This window comes from Methylobacterium sp. Leaf104, assembly GCF_001422885.1.
Classification (GTDB): domain Bacteria; phylum Pseudomonadota; class Alphaproteobacteria; order Rhizobiales; family Beijerinckiaceae; genus Methylobacterium.
In genome coordinates this window covers 1-23435 of record NZ_LMMZ01000014.1, presented here as the reverse complement: position 1 = coordinate 23435, position 23435 = coordinate 1, and the positions used below count along the sequence as shown (strand labels likewise).

General features: G+C 64.9%; 22 protein-coding genes and 2 pseudogenes. 9 read left to right on the top strand and 15 right to left on the bottom strand.

Going from position 1 to position 23435, the window contains the following annotated elements; genetic code table 11:
• Nucleotides 1-216: 216 nt before the first annotated feature.
• A complete protein-coding gene (locus ASF49_RS12005; protein ID WP_056472979.1) occupies nucleotides 217-972 on the bottom strand; it encodes an SDR family NAD(P)-dependent oxidoreductase in 756 nt (251 codons plus the stop codon).
• A 111-nt stretch (nucleotides 973-1083) separates the two neighbouring features.
• Between ASF49_RS12005 and ASF49_RS12000 the strand changes: the two genes are divergently transcribed.
• Entirely contained in the window at nucleotides 1084-1977 is an 894-nt protein-coding gene (locus tag ASF49_RS12000; RefSeq protein WP_056472920.1) for a LysR substrate-binding domain-containing protein, read from the top strand.
• Between the two features lie 74 nt (nucleotides 1978-2051).
• Here ASF49_RS12000 and ASF49_RS23075 read toward each other — a convergent pair whose 3' ends face one another.
• Complete coding sequence (locus ASF49_RS23075) at nucleotides 2052-2951, bottom strand: MBL fold metallo-hydrolase (RefSeq protein WP_082511198.1); 900 nt, start codon at nucleotides 2949-2951, stop codon at nucleotides 2052-2054.
• Between the two features lie 399 nt (nucleotides 2952-3350).
• Nucleotides 3351-3620 carry a hypothetical protein gene (locus ASF49_RS11995; RefSeq protein WP_056472917.1) on the bottom strand — a complete coding sequence of 90 codons (270 nt, stop codon included), beginning with the start codon at nucleotides 3618-3620 and terminating at the stop codon, nucleotides 3351-3353.
• A gap of 284 nt (nucleotides 3621-3904) precedes the next feature.
• Here ASF49_RS11995 and ASF49_RS11990 point away from each other — a divergent pair, with 284 nt between their 5' ends.
• From ASF49_RS11990 to ASF49_RS11955, 8 genes are all read left to right on the top strand, one after another.
• A complete protein-coding gene (locus tag ASF49_RS11990) occupies nucleotides 3905-4435 on the top strand; it encodes a sigma-70 family RNA polymerase sigma factor (protein WP_056472915.1) in 531 nt (176 codons plus the stop codon).
• A gap of 2 nt (nucleotides 4436-4437) precedes the next feature.
• Complete coding sequence (locus ASF49_RS11985) at nucleotides 4438-5205, top strand: anti-sigma factor family protein (RefSeq protein WP_056472976.1); 768 nt, start codon at nucleotides 4438-4440, stop codon at nucleotides 5203-5205.
• Nucleotides 5206-5214: 9 nt separating this feature from the next.
• On the top strand, nucleotides 5215-6327 hold the full coding sequence (locus ASF49_RS11980) for a catalase family peroxidase (RefSeq protein WP_056472912.1): 1113 nt from the start codon (nucleotides 5215-5217) through the stop codon (nucleotides 6325-6327).
• Nucleotides 6328-6335: 8 nt separating this feature from the next.
• A complete protein-coding gene (locus ASF49_RS11975; protein ID WP_156652988.1) occupies nucleotides 6336-6872 on the top strand; it encodes a cytochrome b in 537 nt (178 codons plus the stop codon).
• A gap of 29 nt (nucleotides 6873-6901) precedes the next feature.
• Nucleotides 6902-8035 (top strand): FAD-dependent oxidoreductase, encoded by a 1134-nt coding sequence (locus tag ASF49_RS11970; RefSeq protein ID WP_056472974.1) that lies wholly within the window; start codon nucleotides 6902-6904, stop codon nucleotides 8033-8035.
• Nucleotides 8036-8674: 639 nt separating this feature from the next.
• Entirely contained in the window at nucleotides 8675-9151 is a 477-nt protein-coding gene (locus ASF49_RS11965; protein WP_055955782.1) for a BLUF domain-containing protein, read from the top strand.
• Between the two features lie 250 nt (nucleotides 9152-9401).
• Nucleotides 9402-10316: a cobalamin B12-binding domain-containing protein gene (locus tag ASF49_RS11960; protein ID WP_056472904.1), complete on the top strand. Its 915-nt coding sequence runs from the start codon at nucleotides 9402-9404 to the stop codon at nucleotides 10314-10316.
• Between the two features lie 40 nt (nucleotides 10317-10356).
• Nucleotides 10357-10779: a BLUF domain-containing protein gene (locus ASF49_RS11955; protein WP_056472901.1), complete on the top strand. Its 423-nt coding sequence runs from the start codon at nucleotides 10357-10359 to the stop codon at nucleotides 10777-10779.
• Nucleotides 10780-10843: 64 nt separating this feature from the next.
• On the opposite strand, the pseudogene ASF49_RS11950 reads toward ASF49_RS11955, so the two are convergent.
• The 12 genes and pseudogenes from ASF49_RS11950 to ASF49_RS24070 all read right to left on the bottom strand — a co-directional run.
• A pseudogene (locus tag ASF49_RS11950) lies at nucleotides 10844-11071 on the bottom strand (hypothetical protein); the annotation flags it as partial.
• A gap of 89 nt (nucleotides 11072-11160) precedes the next feature.
• Nucleotides 11161-12585, bottom strand: a complete 1425-nt coding sequence (locus ASF49_RS11945; protein ID WP_409565191.1) for an 8'-apo-carotenoid 13,14-cleaving dioxygenase — start codon at nucleotides 12583-12585, stop codon at nucleotides 11161-11163.
• Nucleotides 12586-13228: 643 nt separating this feature from the next.
• Nucleotides 13229-13651, bottom strand: coding sequence for a DUF5681 domain-containing protein (locus ASF49_RS23070; protein ID WP_082511196.1), 423 nt, complete (start codon nucleotides 13649-13651; stop codon nucleotides 13229-13231).
• 123 nt (nucleotides 13652-13774) lie between these two features.
• A complete protein-coding gene (locus tag ASF49_RS23635; RefSeq protein ID WP_156652985.1) occupies nucleotides 13775-14245 on the bottom strand; it encodes a hypothetical protein in 471 nt (156 codons plus the stop codon).
• Nucleotides 14246-14459: 214 nt separating this feature from the next.
• Nucleotides 14460-15824: a phage/plasmid primase, P4 family gene (locus ASF49_RS11930; RefSeq protein ID WP_056472885.1), complete on the bottom strand. Its 1365-nt coding sequence runs from the start codon at nucleotides 15822-15824 to the stop codon at nucleotides 14460-14462.
• 4 nt (nucleotides 15825-15828) lie between these two features.
• Nucleotides 15829-16044: a helix-turn-helix domain-containing protein gene (locus ASF49_RS23065; RefSeq protein WP_082511194.1), complete on the bottom strand. Its 216-nt coding sequence runs from the start codon at nucleotides 16042-16044 to the stop codon at nucleotides 15829-15831.
• Nucleotides 16045-16160: 116 nt separating this feature from the next.
• Complete coding sequence (locus ASF49_RS23630; RefSeq protein ID WP_156652984.1) at nucleotides 16161-16925, bottom strand: hypothetical protein; 765 nt, start codon at nucleotides 16923-16925, stop codon at nucleotides 16161-16163.
• Nucleotides 16926-17035: 110 nt separating this feature from the next.
• Nucleotides 17036-18244 (bottom strand): tyrosine-type recombinase/integrase, encoded by a 1209-nt coding sequence (locus ASF49_RS11925; protein WP_056472969.1) that lies wholly within the window; start codon nucleotides 18242-18244, stop codon nucleotides 17036-17038.
• Nucleotides 18245-18565: 321 nt separating this feature from the next.
• Nucleotides 18566-19724 (bottom strand): annotated as a pseudogene (locus tag ASF49_RS11920) (IS3 family transposase).
• A 58-nt stretch (nucleotides 19725-19782) separates the two neighbouring features.
• Nucleotides 19783-19929 carry a hypothetical protein gene (locus ASF49_RS23625; RefSeq protein ID WP_156652983.1) on the bottom strand — a complete coding sequence of 49 codons (147 nt, stop codon included), beginning with the start codon at nucleotides 19927-19929 and terminating at the stop codon, nucleotides 19783-19785.
• A 59-nt stretch (nucleotides 19930-19988) separates the two neighbouring features.
• Nucleotides 19989-20444, bottom strand: coding sequence for an invasion associated locus B family protein (locus ASF49_RS11915; RefSeq protein ID WP_243214898.1), 456 nt, complete (start codon nucleotides 20442-20444; stop codon nucleotides 19989-19991).
• A gap of 335 nt (nucleotides 20445-20779) precedes the next feature.
• Nucleotides 20780-23435 (bottom strand): MBG domain-containing protein (locus tag ASF49_RS24070; RefSeq protein ID WP_244472830.1); only part of this gene is annotated, 2656 nt, incomplete at its 5' end.

Below are 23435 nucleotides of genomic sequence, written 5' to 3'. Positions count from 1 at the left end.
GCTCTGCGTTCGTATCGTGCCAAGCCCCTCGGAAATGACCGCTTTGGGTGGCAAGCGGCCAGTCCGCTTCTCATGAAATTCGGCGAGAAGCGGGCATGGTTGCTCACGTCGTCGGCTTTCGGTAGCTGACCGCGGACAGGGATCAGCGAAGGCGAAACCACGAGAGTAGCGTCGGTTGATGACAGCTCTTGATCTGTGAGCGTTCAACCCGCCTCGTCAGACTTGTGCCTGACCGCCATCGACGAACAGCTCAACGCCATTGACGAAGCTCGCCTCGTCGGAGGCCAGGAACAGGACCGCATTGGCGATCTCGGGCGCTTCGCCGACGCGTCCGAGGGGGATGCGAGAGCCCAGGAAATCAACAAGGCCCTGCTGCTTCTCGGCATCGTCGCCGGCAAGGCCGACGAGGCCCGGCGTGCGCGTCGCACCGGGGCTGACCACGTTGACGCGGATGCGACGCTCCTTCAGGTCGAGGATCCAGGTGCGCGCGAAGTTGCGAACGGCTGCCTTGCTAGCGGAATAGACGCTGAAGGCCGGCGTCCCTTCGCTGCCAGCGGTCGAGCCGGTCAGCACCACCGCGCCGCCATCCTTCAGAAGCGGAAGGGCCTTCTGGACAGTGAAGAGCGTGCCCTTCACGTTGGTATCGAAGGTGCTATCGAACTGCTCTTCGGTGATGGTACCGAGCGGCGCGAACGCGCCACCGCCGGCATTGGCGAAGACGACGTCGATCTGCACGTGCTTCTGCTGGACGGCATCGTAGAGGCGGTCGATGTCGGCGAGGTTCGCCATGTCGCCCCGAACGCCGGTGACCCGGCCGCCGATCTGCTCTACCGCCGCGTCGAGCGCGTCCTGACGGCGACCGGTCACGAACACCGAGGCGCCCTCGCGCGAGAAGGCCTTGGCGGCGGCGAGGCCGATGCCGCTGGTGCCACCAGTCACCACCACCACCTTGTCCTGGAATCTGCCGGTCATCATCGCTCTCCATGGTTCGGCTGCGTGTGAGCCGCTGACGAGAGAGATGCTCCCAGAACGATGATGCGAACAGGCAGTGGAAATGGCACTTAGCGTTCCAATCGGGGAACGATGATGCGCCCAGACCTCAACGATTACGTCACCTTCGCCGAGGTCGTTGCCCATGGCGGCTTCACCGCCGCAGGCCGGGCGCTTCGCGAGCCGAAGTCGAAGCTGAGCCGGCGTGTCTCGGCGCTGGAAGCCCGACTTGGGGTGCGGCTCATCGAGCGCTCCAGCCGGCGCTTCCGCGTCACTGAAGTCGGACAGACCTTCTACGAGCGTTGCCGCGCCATCATGCTGGAGGAGGAGCGGGCCGAAGCGCTCATCGCGGAAGCCCAAGCTGAACCGCATGGGCGGATCCGCATGAGTTGCCCGCGGAACCTCGTGAAGGTCGTCTCCGCTATCGTGCGAGGTTTCCTCGACCGCTTCCCAAAGGTCCAGCTCCAACTCGTCGTGACGGATCGAGCCGTCGACCTGATCGAGGAGCGGATCGACGTCGCGCTGCGCGTTCGACACGAGCTGACGAGCGATGCGTCCCTCACCATGCGGTCACTCGGCCGCTCTCGCTGGATCCTCGTCGCAAGCCCGCGGTTCGCGAACGGCCTCGGCGCCGGCCTTGCCGAACTCGCGTCCGTCCCGACCATGGGCACGAGCGACGAGGTGGGTGAAACCACCTGGATGTTGGAGCGAGAGGACGGAACAGCGCATGTGATGCGCCACGAGCCGCGCCTGACCTGCGCCGACTACGCCGTTCTCTGCGATGCCGCAGCGGACGGACTGGGCGTTGCCTTCCTGCCCGATCACGCCTGTGCAGCACACATCGACGCCGGAAGGCTCGTCCGTGTCTTCCGGGACTGGCGGAGCAGGGACGGCATCGTCCATCTGGTTTTCACGACCCACCGCGGCCTGCCGCCCGGCGTCCGATCCCTGATCGACCACTTGGCAGGAGAGTTTCCGGATCTTTGAGGGTCTGAACACCCCGGTTGACGGTCATTTCCTTGAGGGTAGCGAAACTCAGCCTTGATGGATGATAATCAATTTTACCATCGAATTTCGCTAGGATAGTATCTGAAGCCGTCGCCGTCGACAGCAACATGACCCAAACCAGGCCATGGAAAATGGCATGCAAATAAGCGTGCGCGCGTTTCAGCGATGCTTGATAGCAGGCCTATCCTTGATTTTACTGCCTGATCCGGGTCAATATCAGCAAAAAACTTGAGGTTTGGACTTTCGAAAATCAATGCCGCATGATGCACCAGATCGCCAATAATATACAGTTGCTCATCACCTGAGTGAAGCCGAAAGCAACTATGTCCTGCGGTATGGCCTGGCGTAAAAATGGCCTGTATTCCCGGCAAGAATTCTTCATTGTCTTTGAAGAAAGCAATCCGATTTCTCACTGGCAGCAGGTTGTTTCGCGCTATCCGAACCGCGAAACCAATTGGTGATTCAAAATATAATTCGTCGGTCCAATAATCAAAATCAATCTTTGTCAAATAAATTGTGGCATTTGGAAATTGGGGATTGCCTTTGTCATCGCACAGCCCGCCGATATGATCGGGATGAGGGTGCGAGCACACAACAGCGTCTATGCTTCCTGGATGGATACCAGCTGCTATCAAGCCATCCTGCAATAAGCCATCGCTGCTCCCGAAAATTTTCGAGGATCCGATCCCAGTTTCAAAAATCACATTTCTTCCGTTTATAGAGATAACGGGGATATTCATGGGGATCGTGATGCTTTTGGTCGGCAAGAAATTTTGCTTCAAGCGCCGTTCAAGCTCTTCCGTCGGGCTGCCGCCGAACGCGATGGCCGGAGGCCCAATATCAAGCACCCCGTCGGAGACAACAACGATGTCTGCAGCGCCGATGTTAAATTTGTAGGGAGGCGCTATTTTGGGGGGTGGCCTCAAGCTGGAATGATCGGCCAGAATTTGCATCACCTTTTCCTCGTCCTCGAATGCTATTTGCCTATAATCGAGATGCGTCTGCGCTTCATAAGCGAGACTACCAACCCGGCGATGTGACGGATTAGGCTATGCTCAGATATAGAAGACACCTCGGAATGCGCTCAGAGGGCGACTAACCCTTGCTGCGCCTGTTGAGTGTCTGCCTCCCGCAGATGTCTGCAGCGTTTCATCGGCACGCGGGAGCGTTACGGTCGTAAAATCAAAACACTGGCCATCCCTCTCAGTCGAACCCGCGCGCGGGCGACCGTCCCCGGTTGCTCGCATGATGCCTGCGTCTGGACCGCGGTACCGGTCTCAAACAATTTGCTTTGACTGGATGGTGTCGAGCGTTCCCGAGCGCGGGCTCGTCCGCGCTCGGGGAAAGCCGGGCTAGTTCGGGATCAGCTCACGGGCGGGGCCGCCTGTCTCCTGGCCGCGCCCCTGAGCATAGCCTGGAAGGGCAGGGTTCCGCGCGTTGCCGCTGTCGGTGTCCATCCCGCCGAGCCAGTAGGCTGACCGCGCCTGCGGCAGGACCGAGCCCGTGGTCGACGGGTCCTCGGTGGGATGGGAAACGGTCCGGGCCTGGGAGGCTCCGGTCAAGGCGGCAAGGGTGCAGGCAGACGCGAAAACGAGGGCCGAAACAGTCTTGAGCATCGTCATGTTCAATCTCCAGTATTTCCTGCCTGATCGACCAACGCTAAGCAGGGATGCCGGACAGACGACGTCTTCGGCTGCTTATTCCAGGTCGCGTCGAAGAATTTTGATGCTCGTATTCCTAGCCACATCACCGAGCATGCGTACGTGATGCGAGCCTGAAAAAGATCGCCGCGTGCGTGGAATAATCCCGGATTGGCAGCGTCCATGCCTCCGAAGCCAAGCCCAGAGCAGACTCACATCGTTTGGCTTGCGCACGGAGGGGTCCCGCCCATGCCAGGAGATCGGACATGACGGACATGATGCGCCTCATCGAGCCGCTGATCCCGGTCCTCCGCCGCTACGCCCGTGCTCTCCTGCGCAATCCCACCGATGCCGACGATCTCGTCCAGGATTGCCTGGAACGGGCCGTCGGTCGGTGGCACCAGCGCCAAGTCGATGGCGACACGCGAACCTGGCTCTTCGCCATCCTCCACAACCTCGCCGTGACGCAGATGCGCCAGCGCGCGCGGCGAGGTGCGCACATGCCGATCGAGGATACGGCGGAAGCCAACCTCGCTGTGGCACCCACACAGGAGAGCGGCCTTCGCCACCGCGACTTGATGAGCGCGCTCGATGCCCTGCCGGAGGAGCAGCGCAGCGTCCTCCTCCTCGTGACGGTGGAGGGCCTGTCCTACGCCGAAACGGCGGAAATCCTCGCCATCCCGACCGGCACCGTGATGTCCCGGCTGTCACGGGCCCGAGACCGGATGCTCCAGCTGATGGACGGCGCGGAGGCGGCCGTTCCGGCCAAGCGGCCGCTCCTGCGGAGGGTGAAATGACCATGCGTCCCATCAGCGACGACGATCTCCAGCGCCTCTTGGACGAGCGGCTGGATGCCGCCCGCAGGCGCGAGGTCGAAACCTATCTCAACGACCATCCCGAGGCGCGGGCGCGCGTCGACCGCCTCGTCGCCCTCGGCGAGGAGATGCGGGCCGCCTTCGCGCCCATCGCCGCGGAGCCGGTCCCTGCCCAGCTGAACCTGTCGCGGATCGTCGAGGCACGCCGTCGCCCGCAACGTCCCGTCTGGCAGGCGATGGCAGCCGGTCTGCTTCTTCTCCTCGGCGGCGCCGGAGGCTGGGGCCTGCGCGATGTGGTCTCGTCGGCGCCGGCTGGGATCGAAGCGTTGGCCCAGGCGGCGAGCATGAACTACGCGGTCTATGCTCCGGACCACACCCGGCCCGTCGAGCTCGCTGCCGCCGACCGGGACGAACTCGCGGGCTGGTTCTCGGCCCGGCTCAAGCGGCCGGTGGGCGTGCCGGACCTTAGCAGCTCCGGTTATCACCTTATGGGCGGGCGCCTCGTCGCGACGCAGCAGGGGCCCGCCGGGCTGCTGATGTACGATGACGGGCACGGCGCGCGCTTCGTGATGCTGATGCGGCCGATGTCCGTGCCCGGCGACGCGCCGATGCAGACGCACATCTCCGCGACGTCGAACGGCTACGCCTGGGCTCAGGACGGGCTCGGCTACAGCCTTGTAGGAGCGGCCGACCCGGTGGTCCTTCACCCACTCGCCAATGACATCCGCCGCGCCACCGCGAAGAAGATCTGAAGGCCAGCTATGTCCCTCCTCAACGACCTGACCGGCGCTAGTCCGGCTCTGAACCCGCGCGCCGTCCTCCTGCGGCTCGGTGCCATCGGAGGGCTTGTCGTCGGTGCTGCGGGCGCCTTCGCCTATGTCGGCGGCTGGTTCTCGCCGGGCGCCCTGACCCAGGCTCGGATCGTCGACCGCTTCGAGCGGGTCAACGGCCCGCATCCGGGATTCCGGCGTAACCACGCCAAGGGGCTCTGCCTAGCCGGCCGCTTCGAGAGTACCGGCCGGGGCGCGCGACTATCGAAGGCGTCGCTGTTCGCGGCGGGTCAGATCACCCCGGTCACCGGGCGCATCGCGCTCGCGGGCGGCCAGCCCTACGCAGCAGATGCATCGACCACGGTCCGCAGCCTCGCACTCCGTTTCCAACTTCCCGACGGCGAGGAATGGCGCACCGGCAACAACGACATCCCGGTCTTCCCGGTGCGGACCTCGGAGGCGTTCTATGCCCAGCTTCTCGCCGCCAAGCCCGATCCGGCCACGGGCAAGCCCGATCCCGAGGCACTCAAAGCCTTCTTCGCCGCGAACCCCGAGAGCGCGACGGCGGCGGCCTTGATCAAAGCGCGCACGATCACCTCCGGGTTCTCCGACGACACCTTCCGGGGCTTGAACGCTTTCCGGTTCGTTGCCGGAGACGGCACGCAAACGCCCGTTCGCTGGGCGTTCGTGCCGGAGCAGGCCGTCACAGCCGAGAGTGCGGCCCAGACCGCACGCGCGGACAAGAATTACCTGTTCGACGACTTCGAGTCCGCGGTCCGTCGGGCGCCCGTCCGCTGGCACCTTGTCGCCACCCTCGGCGACGCAGGCGATCCAACAGCGGACGCGACGCGTCCCTGGCCGGCCGAGCGGACGAGCCTCGACCTCGGGACGGTGATCGTGACCGCGACGGAGGCGGAGGCCAGCGGCAATTGCCGCGACGTGAACTTCGACCCCCTGGTCCTGCCCGCCGGCATCGCGGGATCGGACGATCCGCTGCTCAGCGCGCGCTCGGCGGCCTACGCGCAATCCTTCACGCGACGCGCCGGCGAGCCGAAGGCCCCGAGCGCAGTCCACGATGTCCCCGCTGCAGGAGCCGGATTGTGAGCACCACCATGAACTTCAACCGACCGGCCCGGCTGCTGCACTGGGCCATGGCCGGCATGATCCTGGCCATGCTGTTCATCGGCGTGGCGATGGTGACCTCTCTGGCGCACTATGACGCCCTCGTGGCGCTGCACCGCCCCCTCGGCATCGGCATCCTGATCCTCGCGGCGCTCCGCCTCGTCAACCGCTGGCGTCATCCGCCGCCCGAACTGCCGGCGGACCTTCCGGGCTGGCAGCGACAGGCTGCGCACGCCTCGCACATCCTGCTCTACGGCTTGATGCTCGGGTTGCCGCTGATCGGTTGGGCGATGCTGTCGGCGGCCGGGTACCCCATCGGGCTTGGCGGCGCGGTGGTGCTCCCGCCGATCCTGCCGCGCGATCCCACGATCTACGCCTGGCTGCGTCCACTTCACACGGTGCTGGCCTACGCCTTGTTCGGTCTCATCCTCGCCCATCTCGGTGCCGCGCTGATGCACGGGCTGATCCGCCGGGATGGTGTCTTCTCCAGCATGGCCCTGCGCTTGACGACGCCGCGGTCACGATGACGACGGGCCAGGCAACGAGGCGAGACAGCATGGACGACAGCGCAGCGGGCCGGGTGCTTATAGCCGGGGGCGGTATCGCCGGACTTGCCATGCGGCGAGCGCTGCAGCGACGCGGCATTCCCTCGCTGACCCTGGAGCGGCGCCCGACGCCGGCCGATGCGGGCCTCGCCATCAACCTGCCGGGGAACGCAGTCCAAGCTCTCCGCCAGCTCGGCTTGAGCGAAGCCCTGCGCAACATCGGCTCACCCGTCCGTCGGCGCGAGTACCGCACCGAGAGCGGGCGCCTCCTCTTCGGAATCGACGAGGCGGCGTTCTGGGGGGAAGAAGCGTGCCCGCGTTGTGTGCGTCGCGCCGACCTGCTGCGCCTCCTGACGCTCGACCTTCCCCCGACCGATCTCCGGCCGGGATCTGAGATCAGCGCCGTCCGGCAGATGCCGAGGGGCGTCGCGGTCGAGCTTCAGGATGGGACGGCCGAAACCGGCGGATTCCTCGTCGGCGCCGACGGTGTCCACTCGCGGGTTCGAAGCGACACGTTCGGCGCTTCCGCGCTTGGAGCGGCGATGCTGGCCCCAGCGAGCTGGCGCTTCATGGCGCCGAACCCAGGCCTTGACGCGTGGACGCTTTGGGCTGGATCAAACGGATTGTTCCTGCTCATCCCCGTCGACCATGGCGAGGTCTACGGCTGGGTCTCAGTCGGCGAGACCGCCGGACGGGGGCAGGACTTGGCGGCCTTCCGGACTGCCTTTGCATCGTTCCCACCGCTCGTCCGCGACACCCTTGATGCGGTTCTGGCCCAGCCCGAAGCGCTTTATCATTCCCCGCTCAAAGAGGTCCGCATTCCGAGCTGGACCCGGAACCGGGTGGCGCTCGTGGGAGACGCCGCGCACGCGATGGCACCGGTTTGGGCCCAGGGCGCGGCGCTCGCCCTGGAAGATGCGCTGGTGCTGGCCGCGCTGCTTGCCGAGCGGACCGAATGGGGCATGGTCGGTGCCGAGTACGAGGCGCTACGCCGGCCCCGCGTGGCCCATGTCCAAGCGATGACCGATCGCCTATCGCGGACCGCACGGATACCGAGTTGGGCCAGGAATCTACTGCTTCCCGTCATCGGGCCGCGCAGTTACCGGGAGACTTACACCCTTCTGCGCGCGCCGGTCTCGGCTTGAGCATCGGGCTGTGGCCATCCACCCATCCCAAGGGTCGTAGGGCGGGACCTGCAAACCTTGACCGCTAGGAAAGGCGGACGTCGCGATTTGGGAGCTTAGTGGACAGCGGCAAGAAACTGCTCGTTGCAGAGGGCGACTTCTGGATCCGTTAACCGACGAACGACCGCTTCTTGGATCGTGGCGCAGCGACTTCTACGGCAGATTTGGGTCGGCTTCGGTCAGTCCGCACTACGACTGGGTTGGTGGTTTCCTGCCAGTTCGCTTTTGTGGAGCAGCCCCGTGGAAGCGGCAATCAGCTGCGGCGCTAGCTAATTGCGTGCCGGGTTGAAACCATGGATACCCGAAGACAGCGCTCTTCAGTTCGAAGCCTGCCAGCTGGGCAGCAAGACTCGGTAACGGATGCTGTCACCTCGCTACGCGCTCGCGCCTCATGTTCGAGACAGTCCTTCAAGGGGTACGTGAAAGGCGGGATTGGCCGAGGCTGTTCGCGCTGACGGGCCCATCACGCGGGAGAACCCGCGATATCGGCGCAAAGACCTGGGCAACCAAGTCCAGTTTCAAATCCGGTGAGATGCGCTATCCTGCCGTCCTCATGCTGGGCAGAACGGCTCGTCCAGCATCCCTGGAGAGGGTCCACCCATGTTGGACGAATACGGCTTTCTCCGTGGCGCTGAGTTGGACGAAGGCGCTCTGCCCGCTCTGTATCACTTCGTCTACTGCAGCCGTGCCGCCGATGGCGTCGATGACGCGGAGGTCGACCGGATTGTCGAGGCGGCCCAGCGGAACAATCTCGCTCGCGGCATCACCGGAGTTTTGGTCTTCGGCAGTGGCATTTTCTTTCAATGGATCGAGGGGCCGGCGGCCCAGATGCAAGATCTTGTCGCGAGCCTCCAGGGTGATCCCCGCCATCACGATCTCGTCACGCTCAGCCAGAGTGAGGAAGAGCGGGAGCGGCTCTATCCGAACTGGGACATGGAGAAGGTCGAAGCCGAGGACATCCGCGTCGTCTTGCAGGACGCCCTCGAAAGCACCGACGACAAGGACAATATCGCGGCCCTGACGCGCATCCTGCAGCAACTCGACACGGGTCCACTCCATACGCTCGGGCGCCTGTAGTCGCGGCAGCGCTCGGCAACTTTCCAGCCATATCCCTGCAGCGTCGATGTCCTGATCGATGAGCGCGCGCGGGGCGGATACAAGAATACCCCCTCTGGATTGTCGAGCGGACCAAAGCACACGTTGAGCCGGGAACTTTTCGCGAGCGCCTTTACATTCCGTCGGCGCGGCGCTCTGATGGGTCCAAGAGGCGCACGGCCATCGACCGACAATCGCCCCGGCACAGGAAGAGCGTTCGGGGGAGCGGACCATGTCAAACCTCGCTTTGTCCACCACTGCGTGGACTGATCCGTCGGCGCGACCCGCCGGCTGGGTCTCGGAGGTTCGGCTTGCCTATGCGCGCAAACGCACGGCCGAGGACAGCCGCCAGCGCGCCCTAGCTCTCAGCCGCATCGTCGAAACAGACATCATCCCGCGTTTGAAGCTGCTTCACCCGCAGCTTGCGCCCGCGGCGAGCGCTCCGCTCGCCAAACCTGACGCGCAACAGATCGAAGCCTTCACGCAGCTCCTCCTCGGTTCGGATCTCTCGGCCGCTTCGGACGCCGTCAGGGATCACCTGGCCAAAGGCCATTCGACCGAGAGCATGTTCCTCGAACTCCTTGCACCGGCCGCCTCCTTGCTCGGACGCCTATGGGACGAGGACCTCTGCGACTTCATCGAGGTGACCGTGGGCGTTGCCCGCCTCCAGCTGCTCCTCTCGCAATACCGATCCGAAACGAAGCTCTCCGCTCACGACGAGGCCCGGGCGGCCCTCCTGATGGGGGCACCGGGCGAGCTGCATACGTTTGGCGTGGCCGTCGTGGAGCAGTTCCTGCAGGTCGCAGGATGGCAGGTCACGAGTGGCCTGGCGTCCAGCCCGGGGCAGATCGCAAGCCTCGTGAGATCGACGTCGTTCGATGTCGTCGGACTCACGCTGAGCTGCGAGACCCGCATCGAAGGGCTCACGGCCTCGATCCAGTCGATCCGCGACGTCTCCCGGAACCGTTCGGTCGGTATCATGGTGGGGGGGCCTGTCTTCCTCGATAAGCCCGAACTCGTCGAGCGGGTCGGCGCGGATGCCTCCGCCGTCGACGCGCCTACGGCTGTCCTGCTGGCGCAGCGGCTTCTCGAGATCGGCCTCGAAGAAAGGCGGCGGGCTGACACCCAAACCGCCTCCTGCGGGTGACCCCAAGGTTTCGAAGGTAACGCGATCGGAGGCTAGCCAAATGAAGCTCGTGCAGCTCGTCTATGCGTCCCGTCCGTTCGGATTCGATCAATCCACCCTGGATGGCATCCTCACCCAATCGCGGCGCTGCAACACGCGGGACGGTCTGACCGGCGCTCTGGTTTGTCGTGGCGACATCTATCTCCAGCTCTTGGAGGGCAACGCAGACGCTCTCGATGCGACCTATGCGCGGATCGTCCAGGACGAACGGCACCTGGAGATCACGCGACTCGTCTATGCGGATGCGACCGAGCGACTGTTTCCCGCCTGGTCCATGCGGAGCGACCCTGCACGCACCTGGATGTGGTCCCAGGATGACGTAGCCAAGGGGGCGGCAACGCAGGCGTCACCCGAGTCCGTACTTGGAATTTTTCAACGGCTTGCGGCCGAGCCCGTCCAGCCACCTAAGCTCACCCTCGTATAATCTGCAATCGAAGGGCGCGCCTGAGGTGCGCATAGATGGAATTGAGGCCGGGCGTACTGCCTCAATGGCCAAGTAGGTGCGGCTTAACTGGTCCCAGGGACAGGGGCTCCCGCAGCAGCGGGTTGTCGAGCAGGTAGATCTGGCCGACCGAGAGGTCGTTTTCTACCCGCTGGTAGGCATCGATGGCAGCGAGACCTGTCGGTCCCAGCGGTCCGGGCACGAAGCCGGGGAGGAACGGCTTTCCTCCGTGATCCTGGATGACGGCAGGCTTCGGGTCGCTCGCAACGGGCATTTCGGCTTCCCGGGCATTACGGGACAATCCTGCGCCCCATGAGATATTACATAGGAAAGCGGATCAACTGCCGAAGCATCCAGAGACGGTCACTCGGCCCACGACTTTGGAAACCAGTTCCCATGAAAGCCTGGCGGGATCCGATGCCCCAGGTGCACCGCGGCGACGGGCGGCGCCTCGAATGCGCGCGCGTTGAGGATGACGAAGTCGGTCGTATCACTCACCGTGTCGACGACGAGCCCGACGAGCCAGCCCTCGTCTTCTTCAGCCTCGGGCCTCGCCGGCACGAACACGAACTCGCCTGGTACGCGGTCGGGGCCGAACTCGTGAACGCGCCGCTCCCGTGTCTCCAGATCGTGCTTATAGAGTTGCGTCGCGCCCAAGAGCTGCGTGTTGCCGTCGGCGGGGACCGAGCCCGTATAGACGTATCGGTGGGGCTGCCCGAAGCGACGCTCGTCGATCCGGGGGAACTCCTGCGCCGCGGAATCGATCACCCGGCGGTCGACCCGCCCCGTCGTGGCGTCGGCTGTCCAGCGCTCCAGCCGGCCCGGTGCATCGAGGCCGCCACCTGCCGAGGCGAACACCCTCTCGTAGGTGATGACGTCGAGGATCACCCGCCCATCAGCGTCTTCGTAGGCATTGGCAACGTGGAAGACAAAGCACGGCTCGACCGCGCACCAGATGATGTCGGCGGCCGTGCCATGCCGCGGGAGCAGGCCGACGCGGGCGCGGTGGGCCGGGTTCCAGCGGAACGGGAAGCGGTGTCCTGCCAGCACTGCCCGCATCGAGAAGGTGACGGGCAGGTCTAGCACGACGACGAAGCGGGTTGTGATCGCGCAATCGTGGATGCAAGGGCCGTGTTCGACTGGGATTGCTACGTCACGCACGACCTGGCCCAGGGGCGAGATGACGACGTGGCGCACGCTATCCCAGACGCGGCCGTCATAGGCGATGGCATGTGTTTCACCGGTCGCCGGATCGCGATGCGGGTGCCCCGTGAAGGAACCGGCGAGGGTGCCGTCGAACGTATCGTAGCGCTGCGTCTCCAAGTCCTCGGATAAAAAGACGGGAAAGCTGCCAGCTTCGACCACGGCAAAAGCGCGGCCGCCGATCGCGACGACATTGGTGTTGACGGTGTCGTCGCCGCGGCGCGGCCCCGGGGCAGCGGGGCGGCCGAGCGCTGCGGAAACTGCATGCGAGCCGATCCAACGGTTACGGTACCACAGGGCCTTTCCGTCCTCGATGCAGAGACCGTGCACCATGCCGTCGCCCAGGAACCAATCGTGGCCGCGCGTCGTCGGGCGGGCGGGGTTGGCGCCCATCTTGAGGTAGCGGCCCTCGAGCCCCACCGGGATCGTCCCGGTCACGGGCAAATCCCGCAGGGTCAACTCCTCGCGCATCGGCGCGTGGACACCGACTACAAAGGGGTGCTGCCTCCTCGGAAGGCGCAATCGATTGCAGGCCGCCACCAGCGCGACAAGGCCTTCGGCGGCGGCACGCAGGCTGGACTCCATTAAGTTCGGCATCGGGCGCTGGCTCGGGGTGGTCGGAGGAAAAGCGAAGGCCCTCGTGATGGAGGTGTTCCCGTTGCCGGGCAAGAACGACAGCTCTGTTCGCTTGGAACGACTGAGCAACCTTCTCGATGAGCATCTAACTACGTCTGGCCACGCGACGAGAGTGGATCGCTGCGTCTATGGCGCAGTCAGCCAAGCGCTCGGACGCCTCCAGCCGCCGGATGGATGGCTGCTTTTGGGTTTGCTATCGACCAACTTCTACGGCGTGGTTGGGTCGGGAGCGGCTCGTCCGCTTCTGGCGCAAACTGGAACCCAAATAGGCTGCGGTTGAGCTACTTTAGATATGTCTTATCGATCGTTCAAAGGTACGTAGCTCGGCCTTGCGCTCGCGGGCCACGGAAGTGCAACGCATGAGGAGCTGTCGAGTCCTCCTCAATGACGACGGCGAGGGCCGCGTCACCGGCATCTCCTGTCTGCCGAAGCATCTCTGCTGCCTTGGCCAGGCTGCCGTGCTGGGAGACTAACTCACGGTAGCCGTCGCGAATAAGCGCGTAGAGCTGAGCATCTGTAGCCCGCTCGACGTCGCCGCGGATGGTATGGTCTGACTCCAAACGCCGAAGGCGGCGGTCTGCGGTGACGTTCCTCATCGCAGCCCGCGCTCCTCGAGCCTTAGCAAGCGCTGATGAAGGTCCGCGGCCTCAACGGCGCGTACGTGAGCATCAATAGCCCTGCCGAGGTCGGACGCTTCGGATGGCGTGATGTCTCCCGCGGCAACAGCCTGCAAGAGGGCGCTGGTGGCGCGTGGAAGGTCGGAGGCCGTTTCTATCTCGGGCAAATCGAGGATGACGGGCCGATCCTTCCGAGCTGGCGCAAGCCGGTCCAGGCACATGCGCAGGGCTTGCGTATCGCCTTCAAGAGCCAGTTCGATCACCTTGCGAGTGATTGCCTCTGCCTCGCCTTCGAAGATGGCTTCCAGGGCTAACGTAGCGCGGCTGCGTGCCCCCTTCGGGCGCCCGGCTGGGTTGCCGCTCTGTCCAGGCTGAAAACCCGGCTTCCTGCTGGTCATGGCTCGGTCCTACGATCCCGCTACGAAAGCGACGTACTGTTTTGAACAGTGTTTAAATAGTGCGCTTTGCCCGACGCTAACTCAACCCCGTTCGAGATGAGCGTCTGCCCACTTCCAGTGATTTTAGATGACCTCGTCATCTTCTGAGTCGCTGTAGTTCGGCTGCGCACACTTTAGGCAGTCTTCAAGAAATTTCTGGATGCTGTCGAACGAGCCAGTCGGACCGATGCACCGTCCGCTTGGCTCCTGGACTACATAGAGATCGCCCAGAATGGGCTGCAGCTCTCCCGCCGCGGTGATAGGAACTGGAGTCAGCCCACCTCCACGATGGCGGAAGGCGATGATCGTTTCCGAAGTGACACTCCGCCCATCAGGCACAGCAAAGCCAAGCGGCAAGATTGGCCTATTCAGCAGAAATCCCTTTGGTGCTTCGGTGATCGTACCGCACAGCTTACCGAACGACCTAATGCCAACGTCAATCGTTTTCTCTGATCCGTCGGACATCGTTGCGGTACATGATTGCTCGCCCGCATTCTCTCTGATGAAACGAACATGGCTGGTGTTGAGGATGCCATTTGGCGTGCTGATAAACATAAATGTTCCTTGAGCAGGCGAGGTGCAAAGTAGGGAAAGCCGGCAGAGAAGGCAGGCAGCCTGTTTCTGCCGGCAGCCTTCAGCGATAAGCGAACTCAGCAGACTGGCTTCAAAGGTGACGGGTGACGCTTGGTGACGTCACAATCCCATTTCACTGTGTATGCGCGCGCGTACGTGTATAAAGCCTGTAATAGAGATTTGGCGTCACAAAGCGTCACCCGTCACCGTTTGTTTCGGGCTGGTACTTGAGCCTCACGCCTTTGAAGCCGCGTGCTGTGTTTGAGCGATGAGGCAGCAAACCGTGTCGTCGCATCGCTGGCCCGAAAGACTTGAGCGTTCCAGGCACGTCCCCGGCAGTGCGGGCGTACGAGGTCCAAGCCGCGAAAAGGTCCGTTGTTCGGTACCACATATTCGGGTCGTCCAGCCGTACGTCGCACTCCTCATTCAGCCACTGGCCCATGAGATCCTGCTCGGCGAAGTACGTCTCCGTCGCGGCGATGACGCTCTTTGGGCGCACCAGTCCGTGTATCTGCCAGTCGAGACAGCCCTCGATCATCCATCGGAGAATCGCCGGCCACTCGTTCCTGAGTTTCTCCTCAAGATCCTTATCCGGTGCTTTGGGCTTGTGGACGAAGGGCACCATGCTGAAGCGGCGTCGGGCTGCATCATCGACGTTGCGCAGCATCGGCTGGTGATTGCCTACGATCGTAAGCTTGAAGCTAGGTACAAACGTAAAAAAATCTTGCCGCATAAAGCGAGCCGTGACCGGGTCGCCGCCGGTAAGCTGCTTGATGCGTGCCTCGGCCCAGGCACGATCCTCTTCAGTCTCGGAGGCCGTGACAAGGCGGGCACCACGAAGCATCGCCATGTCAGTGGGGTGCTTATCTCCCTTCGAAGCGGTGAACGTGTCCATCGCTGCGACCTTGGCGTACTCGGCCAAGATGCCCATCAGCACGTTGATAAACACGCTCTTACCGTTGCCGCCGGGTCCATAGACGAACACCAAGGCATGCTCACGCGTTGATCCGGTCAGCGAGTACCCACACCACTGCTGCAGGAAGCGGATCAGGCCAACGTCTGATCGTGTGGCTTGATCGAGGAACGCAAGCCAACATGGGCAACTCGTGGTCCGTGATGGAGCGACGGCCGTCAGCTTGGTGATTCGATCACCCGGATCGGCGCGCCGCAAGATGCCGCTGCGCAGATCGACGGTGCCTCCCGGGGTCCCCAGCAACCAAGGATCGCAGTCCCAAACATCTGCTGTGACCGCGAATGCAGAGTCTGACTTGCAAAAGCGTTCAACTCCGGCAGCAGAGGACGTCTTGCCGGCAGTTACACGTGCTCCGGGTTTTTGGCCCCCACCCAGCTCCCGGCATATCTTGCGAGCCCATTGAAATGCCAATCCAACGCGGTTTGGTACCCACGCGGCGCCCGTCCATTCGTGCCAAGTGCCGGAACTATGGCAGTAAAGGAGCTTGCCGGTATGTCGCTCGGCGAAAATGCGAGCGGCATGGTCTTCTGTCACCAGATCGTCTGTGTAGAGGCCCGGGAAAGGGTGGTGCGGCATGATCTCGGCCATGGCGCTACGGCGCGATGGCGCTGCGGTGGGGCAGGTTCGCCAGCCAAGCTGCGAGATCGTCTCTGAGGATCAGCGTACGACGGCCTGCCTTTCGAGCCTTTAGACGACCGGCGCTAATCTCTTCAAAGACGGTCGAGCGACCTACACCAGCAGCACGGGCGGCATCGATGATACCAAGGGCGAGCGGAGCGTCATGTTCGGAGTGGTTCGTTTGAGGCATTTTGATTCCCCGAATTCCCTAGCGAGTTCGCTGGAGTTCGAGGACGTTGGGCCGAGCTCTAGGGCCCGATATAGAGCCCGAAATTCGAAGGCGCCTCGATAATTTCGGGCCCTATTTCAGGCCGGCGGGGAGAAAGGGCTTCGAGCCGCCTTATAGGACTGCCAGAGCGTCCGAAGATCAGGATTGTTCTTCATTGTCTTCGCTGAAGGCACCGCCGCGTTGGGGTGCACTTCCGATAACCACTTCCCTAAACTATCGAAAAACTCTTTCTGGTTCGCGAAATATTCGTTTGCGTCGATACGTTTCCGGGCCTCTCTCAAGATCAGCGGAATAGAGGTCGGTCGACCGGCTGCACCAGTTTTGTAAGTCACCACATCACCTGCGACAACTTCTATTGGAGGTAGTTCAACGTCATCCGTTTGGCGGATGTGGGCCAATTTGATTGGCTTTTTAGGCAAGAGGATATACCGGGTAACAATTGTGTCGACGTCTCCCTCGTCTACCAAAACCATCCCTGCACATAACATGTCCTCGGCCACTGGAGCTGCCCACCAATTACTCGAGATCTCAATCTGCTTTCCTTCATCATCAAAATAGCATCCATATATTTTACCTGAAACAAGTGCATCGCGTAATAGCTTTTGCGCATCGCGGAAGTCGCAATATCGGTCAATCATTTCTGGAGAATTTTCTTCTACAAGAACCTGCAAATGCGTCTCGATCAATTCTGGGCTCAACGAAATCTCAAGTCCGTCCCAAACTAAGATTTCTGCTTCTGGAATGCGCCCTCTTTCCCATCTGTTTGGGTAAAGCTCTGCCGCGAGTATTTTCGCCGCATCGATTAGGCCTATGTAGCCCGGAGGAACATACGGTTTAGCCATAATAAACTTGGATCCAAGCCCACGCATAAAAACGCTATCCAGACCCAAGGCGGAGGGGTGGGCCAGTGATACGTGCTGCACCTAAGCTAAGCTGGGATTCGGAACATTACCTATCGGCCGGCCACGTGCGCTTGCGTGTCCACTGGGTTGCTGGTGCTGATGAAGGCACTCCACGCCTCCATCAGAGCTCGCCGCTTCTCCAATGCATCGCCGCGCCTATAAGCTCGTTCCGTGGCGTCCCCAACGACATGCGCCAACGCCGTCTCTGCGATCTCACGAGGGAAGGCAGTGCACTCGCCGGCCCAATCACGGAAGGAGGAACGGAAGCCGTGCACCGTCACCTCCACCTTCATCCGCCGCAGCATCATCTCCATGGCCATGATGGACAGGGGCCGGTTCGGCTTCTGGCCTGGGAACACAAACTCGCCGCGTCGGACCACTTCGGCTTGGTCGAGGACTGCGAGCGCAGCGTCTGTGAGCGGCACGCGATGCTCCACTCCGGCCTTCATGCGCATCGCTGGAACCGTCCAGACTTTCGCCTTGCGGTCGATCTCACTCCACCGAGCGCCCAGTACCTCACTGGAGCGTGAAGCGTTCAGGATGCAGAACTGCAAGGCAAGCCCTGCCATGGCGTCACGCGATCGAAGATCGGCCATGAAGGCCGGCACGTCGTCGAACGGCATGGCCGCATGGTGGCCGCGCGTCAGCTTCCGACGGGCCGGCAGAAGCTTGTCGAGATGACCTCGCCAAAGCGCCGGGTTCTCACCCGTTCGCAGGCCCTTAGCTTTTGCAGCATCCAACACGCGCTCGATCCGCCCGCGCAGCCGTGATGCGGTCTCGCTCTTGGTCTGCCAGATGGGTGTGAGGACGCTTAGAACGTCCTCGGTGCCGATCTCATCGATGGGCTTGGTCCAGAGCGAGCCTGCGTACGTCGTCAACGTCGAGGACCACTGCGCCTTGTGTTTGTCGTTGCGGAAGCCCTGAGAAAGGGATTTCACCACCTCCTCGGCGAAGACACCGAAAGTCACTGCAGCAAGCCGCTCTTCCTTGGCCGTTCTGCGCTGCTCTATGGGATTCTTGCCGGTTTTGAGGATCTGGCGGGCGGCTGCCGCTTTCTCGCGCGCTTCAGCCAGAGAAACGCTGGACAAGCCGCCGAGCCCCATCTCCTTCAGCTTGCCCTGCCAGCGGAAGAGGAAGAGCCAGCGCCTCGCGCCACTCGCGTCCACAACAAGATAAAGCCCATTCCCGTCAGAGTGCCGGCCAGGAGCAGTGAGCGTTGCCGCCGCTCTCGCGCTCAGCTTCTTCACAGCATGCGCCATACCCGCCACCCCAACAATCACCCCAACGTTTGACGTGGATCGTAGCGGATTCTGGTGGACTTCGGTAGCTTGCAATCTCCGTAAGCCACTGATTCTGTTGGCCCTACTAGACGCAAGCGAACATCTCTGGACCCAAGTATAGCGGACCCCCTCTCCGCCACTACATTCCTAAGTTCCTGAAATCTTAGAAGGCACAAGCATTACAAGTGCCTGCGGCTGTCGTGGCGATACACCGAGGTGGTACACTCGATGATTTTGGCGATGGCCCGGTCATGGCGTCACCTGACCTGACCGGTATATTGGACCGATCCGAGAGGGAGGCTACTGCATGGCCAGTGCCATCGGTAGCTGGAAGGCCAGACCCGGCAATGGGCCAGGTGCGGGCGGCCGATAGCCCGGCGACGAATGCGGCCGGACGCGGTTGTAGGTGTTCTGTTAGAGCCCGATCATGATCTGCGCTTCCTTCAGTGATTAGAAGATTTCCTGCCTCAGGCATTCCTCGCGAAACTTGCCGTTGAAGCTCTCGCAGTAACAGTTTTCCACGGCGCGCCCGGCGCGATATACTGGATCTGCGGGCCGGTCTTGGCGACCCATTTGCGTAGTGCCTTCGCGATCAGCTCGCTGCGCGGTCCTTCCGTTCCGGGCCGTTGTCGCAACGGATGGGCTCCGGGATGCCGTGCAGGCACATCGCATCGGCCAGCGCCTCAATCACGCCGAGGCTGTCGATGCGTCCGGCCACCTTCAGCGGCAAGGACTCCCGGCTGTGCTCGTCGATCAGCGTCAGGATGCGCAGGCTCCGCCCGTCGTGGGTCTGAGCCTGCACGAAGTCGAAGCTCCAGACGTGGTTGCGGTAGAGCGGCCGCAGCCGCACACACGAGCCGTCGTTGAGCCAGAGCCGGCGCCGCGGCCGGTGCTCGTGCGGGACCTGAGCCCCTCGCGACGCCAGATCCGCTGAACCCGGTCCTTGCCCACCTGCCAGCCCGCTGCCTGCAGCAGTGCGGTGACGCGGCGGGAGCCATTGCACCCGGACTCGGACGCCAGGGCGAGGATGGCGCGGGTCAGCGCATCCTCGTCGGCCAGCACGGTCTGCCCGTAGCGTTGCGTGCCCCGGTGCTGACCGACGATCCGGAAAGCGTGACGTTCCGAGAGGACGTACTTCTCCCGGACCCCGTCGACCGCCTGCCGGCGTCGCTCGGGGCCACACGGATCCCGAGGCGACGTCCGCCAGCACCTGCCCGTCCAGGGACAGGTCAGGCACGAGCCGCCGCAGCCGCGCGTTCTCGCGCTTCCAATCCTTCATCTTTCTGGTCTGATCAATCTGGAGGCCGCCGTACTCCTTGCACCAGCGGTAACAGCTCTGCTCGGAGATCTCCGCCTCCCTGCACGCCAGCGACAAATTCTTGCCCTGGCCTGTCGGCACCTCGATCTGGCGCAGCTTCAGCACATCCTGCTCCGCGCTCGTCTTCCGACCTCGCCGCATGTCCGATTCCTTCGGTCCTGGCTGATCCTCTCAATCAGCCCGGTCCAAAGCCAGCCGGTCAGGTCACCGGGGAGAGGCCCGAGAGGCCGACCCGGTTCGGATCGCGGGTGCGCCGCAGGCCGCGACCGTCATCGGCCGGGGCAGCGGTCGCGGCGGCGCACAGGACGGTCGCGAGGCCGACCATCCGAGAGTGCTGCGTCCCCATCGTGCTCGTATCGTCGCTCCCGCTTCGATGCCCGGCCACGAGGGCCGGACCGGTCGTCCTTATCGCTGTTCCTTGCCGAGGGCGTCGAGGGCGGGGCCGAGGCCGCGGAACGAGAGCGGGATCGTCACCTCCCGGCCTCCCGCCTCCGTGAACAGCAGCCGGCCCGGCGTCTCGGCCGTGCGCCAGCGCTTGAGTACCGCGTCCTTGATCGGCCCGTCGGCGAGACAGCCACCGGGCTGGCAGCGCCGCCACGCGGCGTCGAGCGCCCCGGCCTGGGCTTCCTTGTCGTCGAGCCCGATCCAGACGGTCGAGGGGAAGCTCACCGCCACCGGCAGCAGGGCGGTCACCCGCAGGGTGGCCTCGCCCGGCACCCGGCCGATCGCGACCTGAGCGATCGGCGCGGCCTGTCCCTGGACCTGCACACCCTGCGACACCTCGCACAGGCGCTGAGACTTCTCGGCTGTGTCGACGCGCTGGCAGCGCAGGACCCAATCGCCGTAGCTCGCGGTGGTCACGCCCGGTTCGGACGGGACCGGGGCCGGCGCGGCGGCCGGTGCCGCGGGCGGCGCCGGGGCGCCGGACGGTTGCGCCAGGGCGGCACCGAGGGGGAGCGCGCCGCCGGCCAGCAGCGCGGTCGCGGCCAGGAGGGCCGTGGCGGGCGCGAAGCGGGCGCGCCGCCTTCTCCCGGTCGCGGACCGTCGGCGCGGGGGCCGCGGGCGGCGGCGGGGCGAGGCCGAAGCGCCGGAGCCGGGCGAGGTGCCAGCCGCGATGGGCTTCGCGGTCGAGGGGGACGGCGGCGCGGTGGAACGGGGGCAGGAGGGTCATGGCTGCGGCGGGATCCGGATCGGGGTCAGCGGGCGGCGGCCGACCGGCGTGCCTGCGGCCCGGGCGCGGGCGCGAGCCGCGTGAGGAAGCAACCGCCCTGCGGGCCGGTGCAGACGAGGGGGGCGTCGAAGCGCGGGTCGGAGACGCGCAGGACGCCGTCGGGGCCGAGGCCGAGGAGGAGCGGCAGCGCGGAGGCGACCGGGTGGCCCCCGAGGCGGGCGGCGCGCTCGGCGGTGCTGGCGAGGCCGGCGGGATCGATAGCGACCGGCCGCGGCCCGGGCTGGGCCGGCGCCGGCAGGACGGTGAGCTCCGCGCCGACGAAGCTGAGCCGGTAGTCGGCCGGGGCGGACAGGCTGCCCTGCGTGATGGCGTACGCGCCCGGCATGCTGTCCGCCTCGGCCGCGGTGGCCAGCGCGCCGGTCAGCCGGTCGCCGGCGACGAGGCCAAGCCCGCCGACGCCATAGGTGAGGACCGGGTCGGCCGCGCCGTAGACGCGGACCTGGGGGTCGGCGGTGACGGTGATCGGCCGGGCGGCGACGGTGAGATCGGCCCCCCGGTAGCTCACCGCATAGTCGGCCGAGGCGGCCAGCGTGCCCTGCACGATGGCGTAGCGGCCGACCCCGCTGCCGGCAGTGGCGGCGGTGAGGAGGCCTCCGCTCAGCCGGTCGCCGTTGACGAGGCCGCGCCCGCCCAGGGTGTAGCCGAGGACCGGGTCGGCCGCGCCGTAGACCCGGGTGAGCGCGTCGGCGGTGACGGTGGGGGGGCGCCGATCGATGGTGTAGGTGCCGGCCTCGATCGCGCCGAGCCGGTAGTTGCCGTTCCCGAGCCGGCCCGTCACCGTGAGGGTGTAGGAGCCGGCCGCGCTCCGGCCGTCGAGGCCGAAGCTGCTGGACAGGCCGGTGAGCACGCCCACATCCTGGCCGCCGGCGAGGCCGGTGGCGGAGAGGCCCGGGCCGACGGGGGTGTCGCCGTAGACGGAGCGGCCGCCCTGGGCCGTGACGGTGACGGTCGCCGGGGTAATGGTGAGGGTGCCGGTGGCCGGGAGGCGGTAGTTCGAAGCCAGCCCGTTGCCGCCGGCGACCGAGAGACCGAGGCCGGTCAGGTGCGATCCGGCATGGGTCCCGGCATCGGCCGAGGCCGCGATGCCGGATCCGGCGGTGAGGGTGAGGGCCTCGCCGACGACCCCGCCGCTGACGGTGAGCTGTCCGAAGCGGAAGCCGGTGGTGGCGTCGTAGGTCCTCGTGCCGGTGACGGTGAGCAGAGCGGGATCGACGGTGAGCGCGGTCGCGTTGCCCGCGGCCTGGACGAAGACGTAGTTGCCGTCGTTGGCGCTCAATCCGCCGCCGGAGACGGCGTAGCGGCCGACATTGCTCGATGCGCTCGCTGGCGTAGTGAAGGCGAGCGTGCCGGCGGTGGCACTGCCCACATTCTCGCCGGGGACGAAGCCGCTCACCGTCCCGGTCAGCACCGGGTTGACGGCGCCGTAGCTCCGCGCCGCGGGGGTGGCCGTGAAGGTCAGCGTCGCCGGGGCGATGTCGGCGAACAGCGTCGGCAGGCTCAGTTGGTAATTGCCCGCATCCGGGCCCGTCAGGCCGAACCCGGACAGGGTCACGGGGCTCCCGCTGCCGGCGTTGCGGCTGACGAAGGTGCCGATGCCGGTGCCGGTCACCGAGACCACGTCGGCGCCGATCGCCGTGACCGTGGCGGTGCCGCCGAGCGCGGCGGCGGTGGTGCCGTCATAGGTCTTGTCGCGGGCGGTCAGCCCGGCAAGGGCCAGCGGGCGCGGATCGATCGTGCCCGAGCCGGTGACGGCGGAGGAGGACAGCACGTAGTTGCCCGCCTTGGCCCCGCTCAGCGACAGGCCGGCAACGAGCACCGCGCGGCTGCCGGCGCGGGCGCTGTCGTAGACCGCGCTGCCGGCCGAGACCGTGACGGCGTCGCCGAACAGGACGCCCGCGCTGGTGAAGCCGGTGCTGCCGCCCGGGAGGGCGGTGCTCCTGTCGTAGGTCTTGGTCACGCCGGTGGCGCCCGCCACGGTGATCGTGGCCGGGGTGACGCTCAGCGTGCCGGGCAGGAAGAGGATGCGGTAGCTGTTGCCTGCCGGGCTCGTGACGGCGGTGCCGGCGGCGGTGGCGGCGTAGCGGCCGACATCCGAGGTCGCGGTGGCGGTGGTGCTCAGGCTGCCGAGGGTGGTGACGAAATCGCCGGGCCGCAGGCCGGCATAGGAGGCGATCAGGCCGGGACTGGTGCCGTAGACGCGGCTGGAGCTCGGCGTGACGGCGACGACGCGCGAGAGGCTGGCGAGCTGCGGGTAGATGGCGGCGCCCTGCCCGCCCTGTCCGGCTTGGTTCGGCGGCACCCACACGGTCTGGAAGTCGAAGCCCGCGAAGTTGGCGGCGTAGGAGGACAGGTCCTGCATCTGCACCGTGGTCAGCCCCGTCGTGCCGGCGGTGGTGCCGCTGCCTATCCCCGCGGTCTGCCCCGTGGACTGCCTGTCCCAGTAGGTGTTCGTCAGCGTGCCGCCGTTGAAGCCGACCAGCCCGCCCACGTCGTTGCCGCTGCCGGAGACGGCCCCGGTGGCGTAGGCGTTGCTCACCGTACCACCGCCGGCGTTGGAGCCGACCAGCCCGCCCACGCTGTTGCGGCCGGAGACGCTTCCGCCGAGCAGGCCGATATTCGTC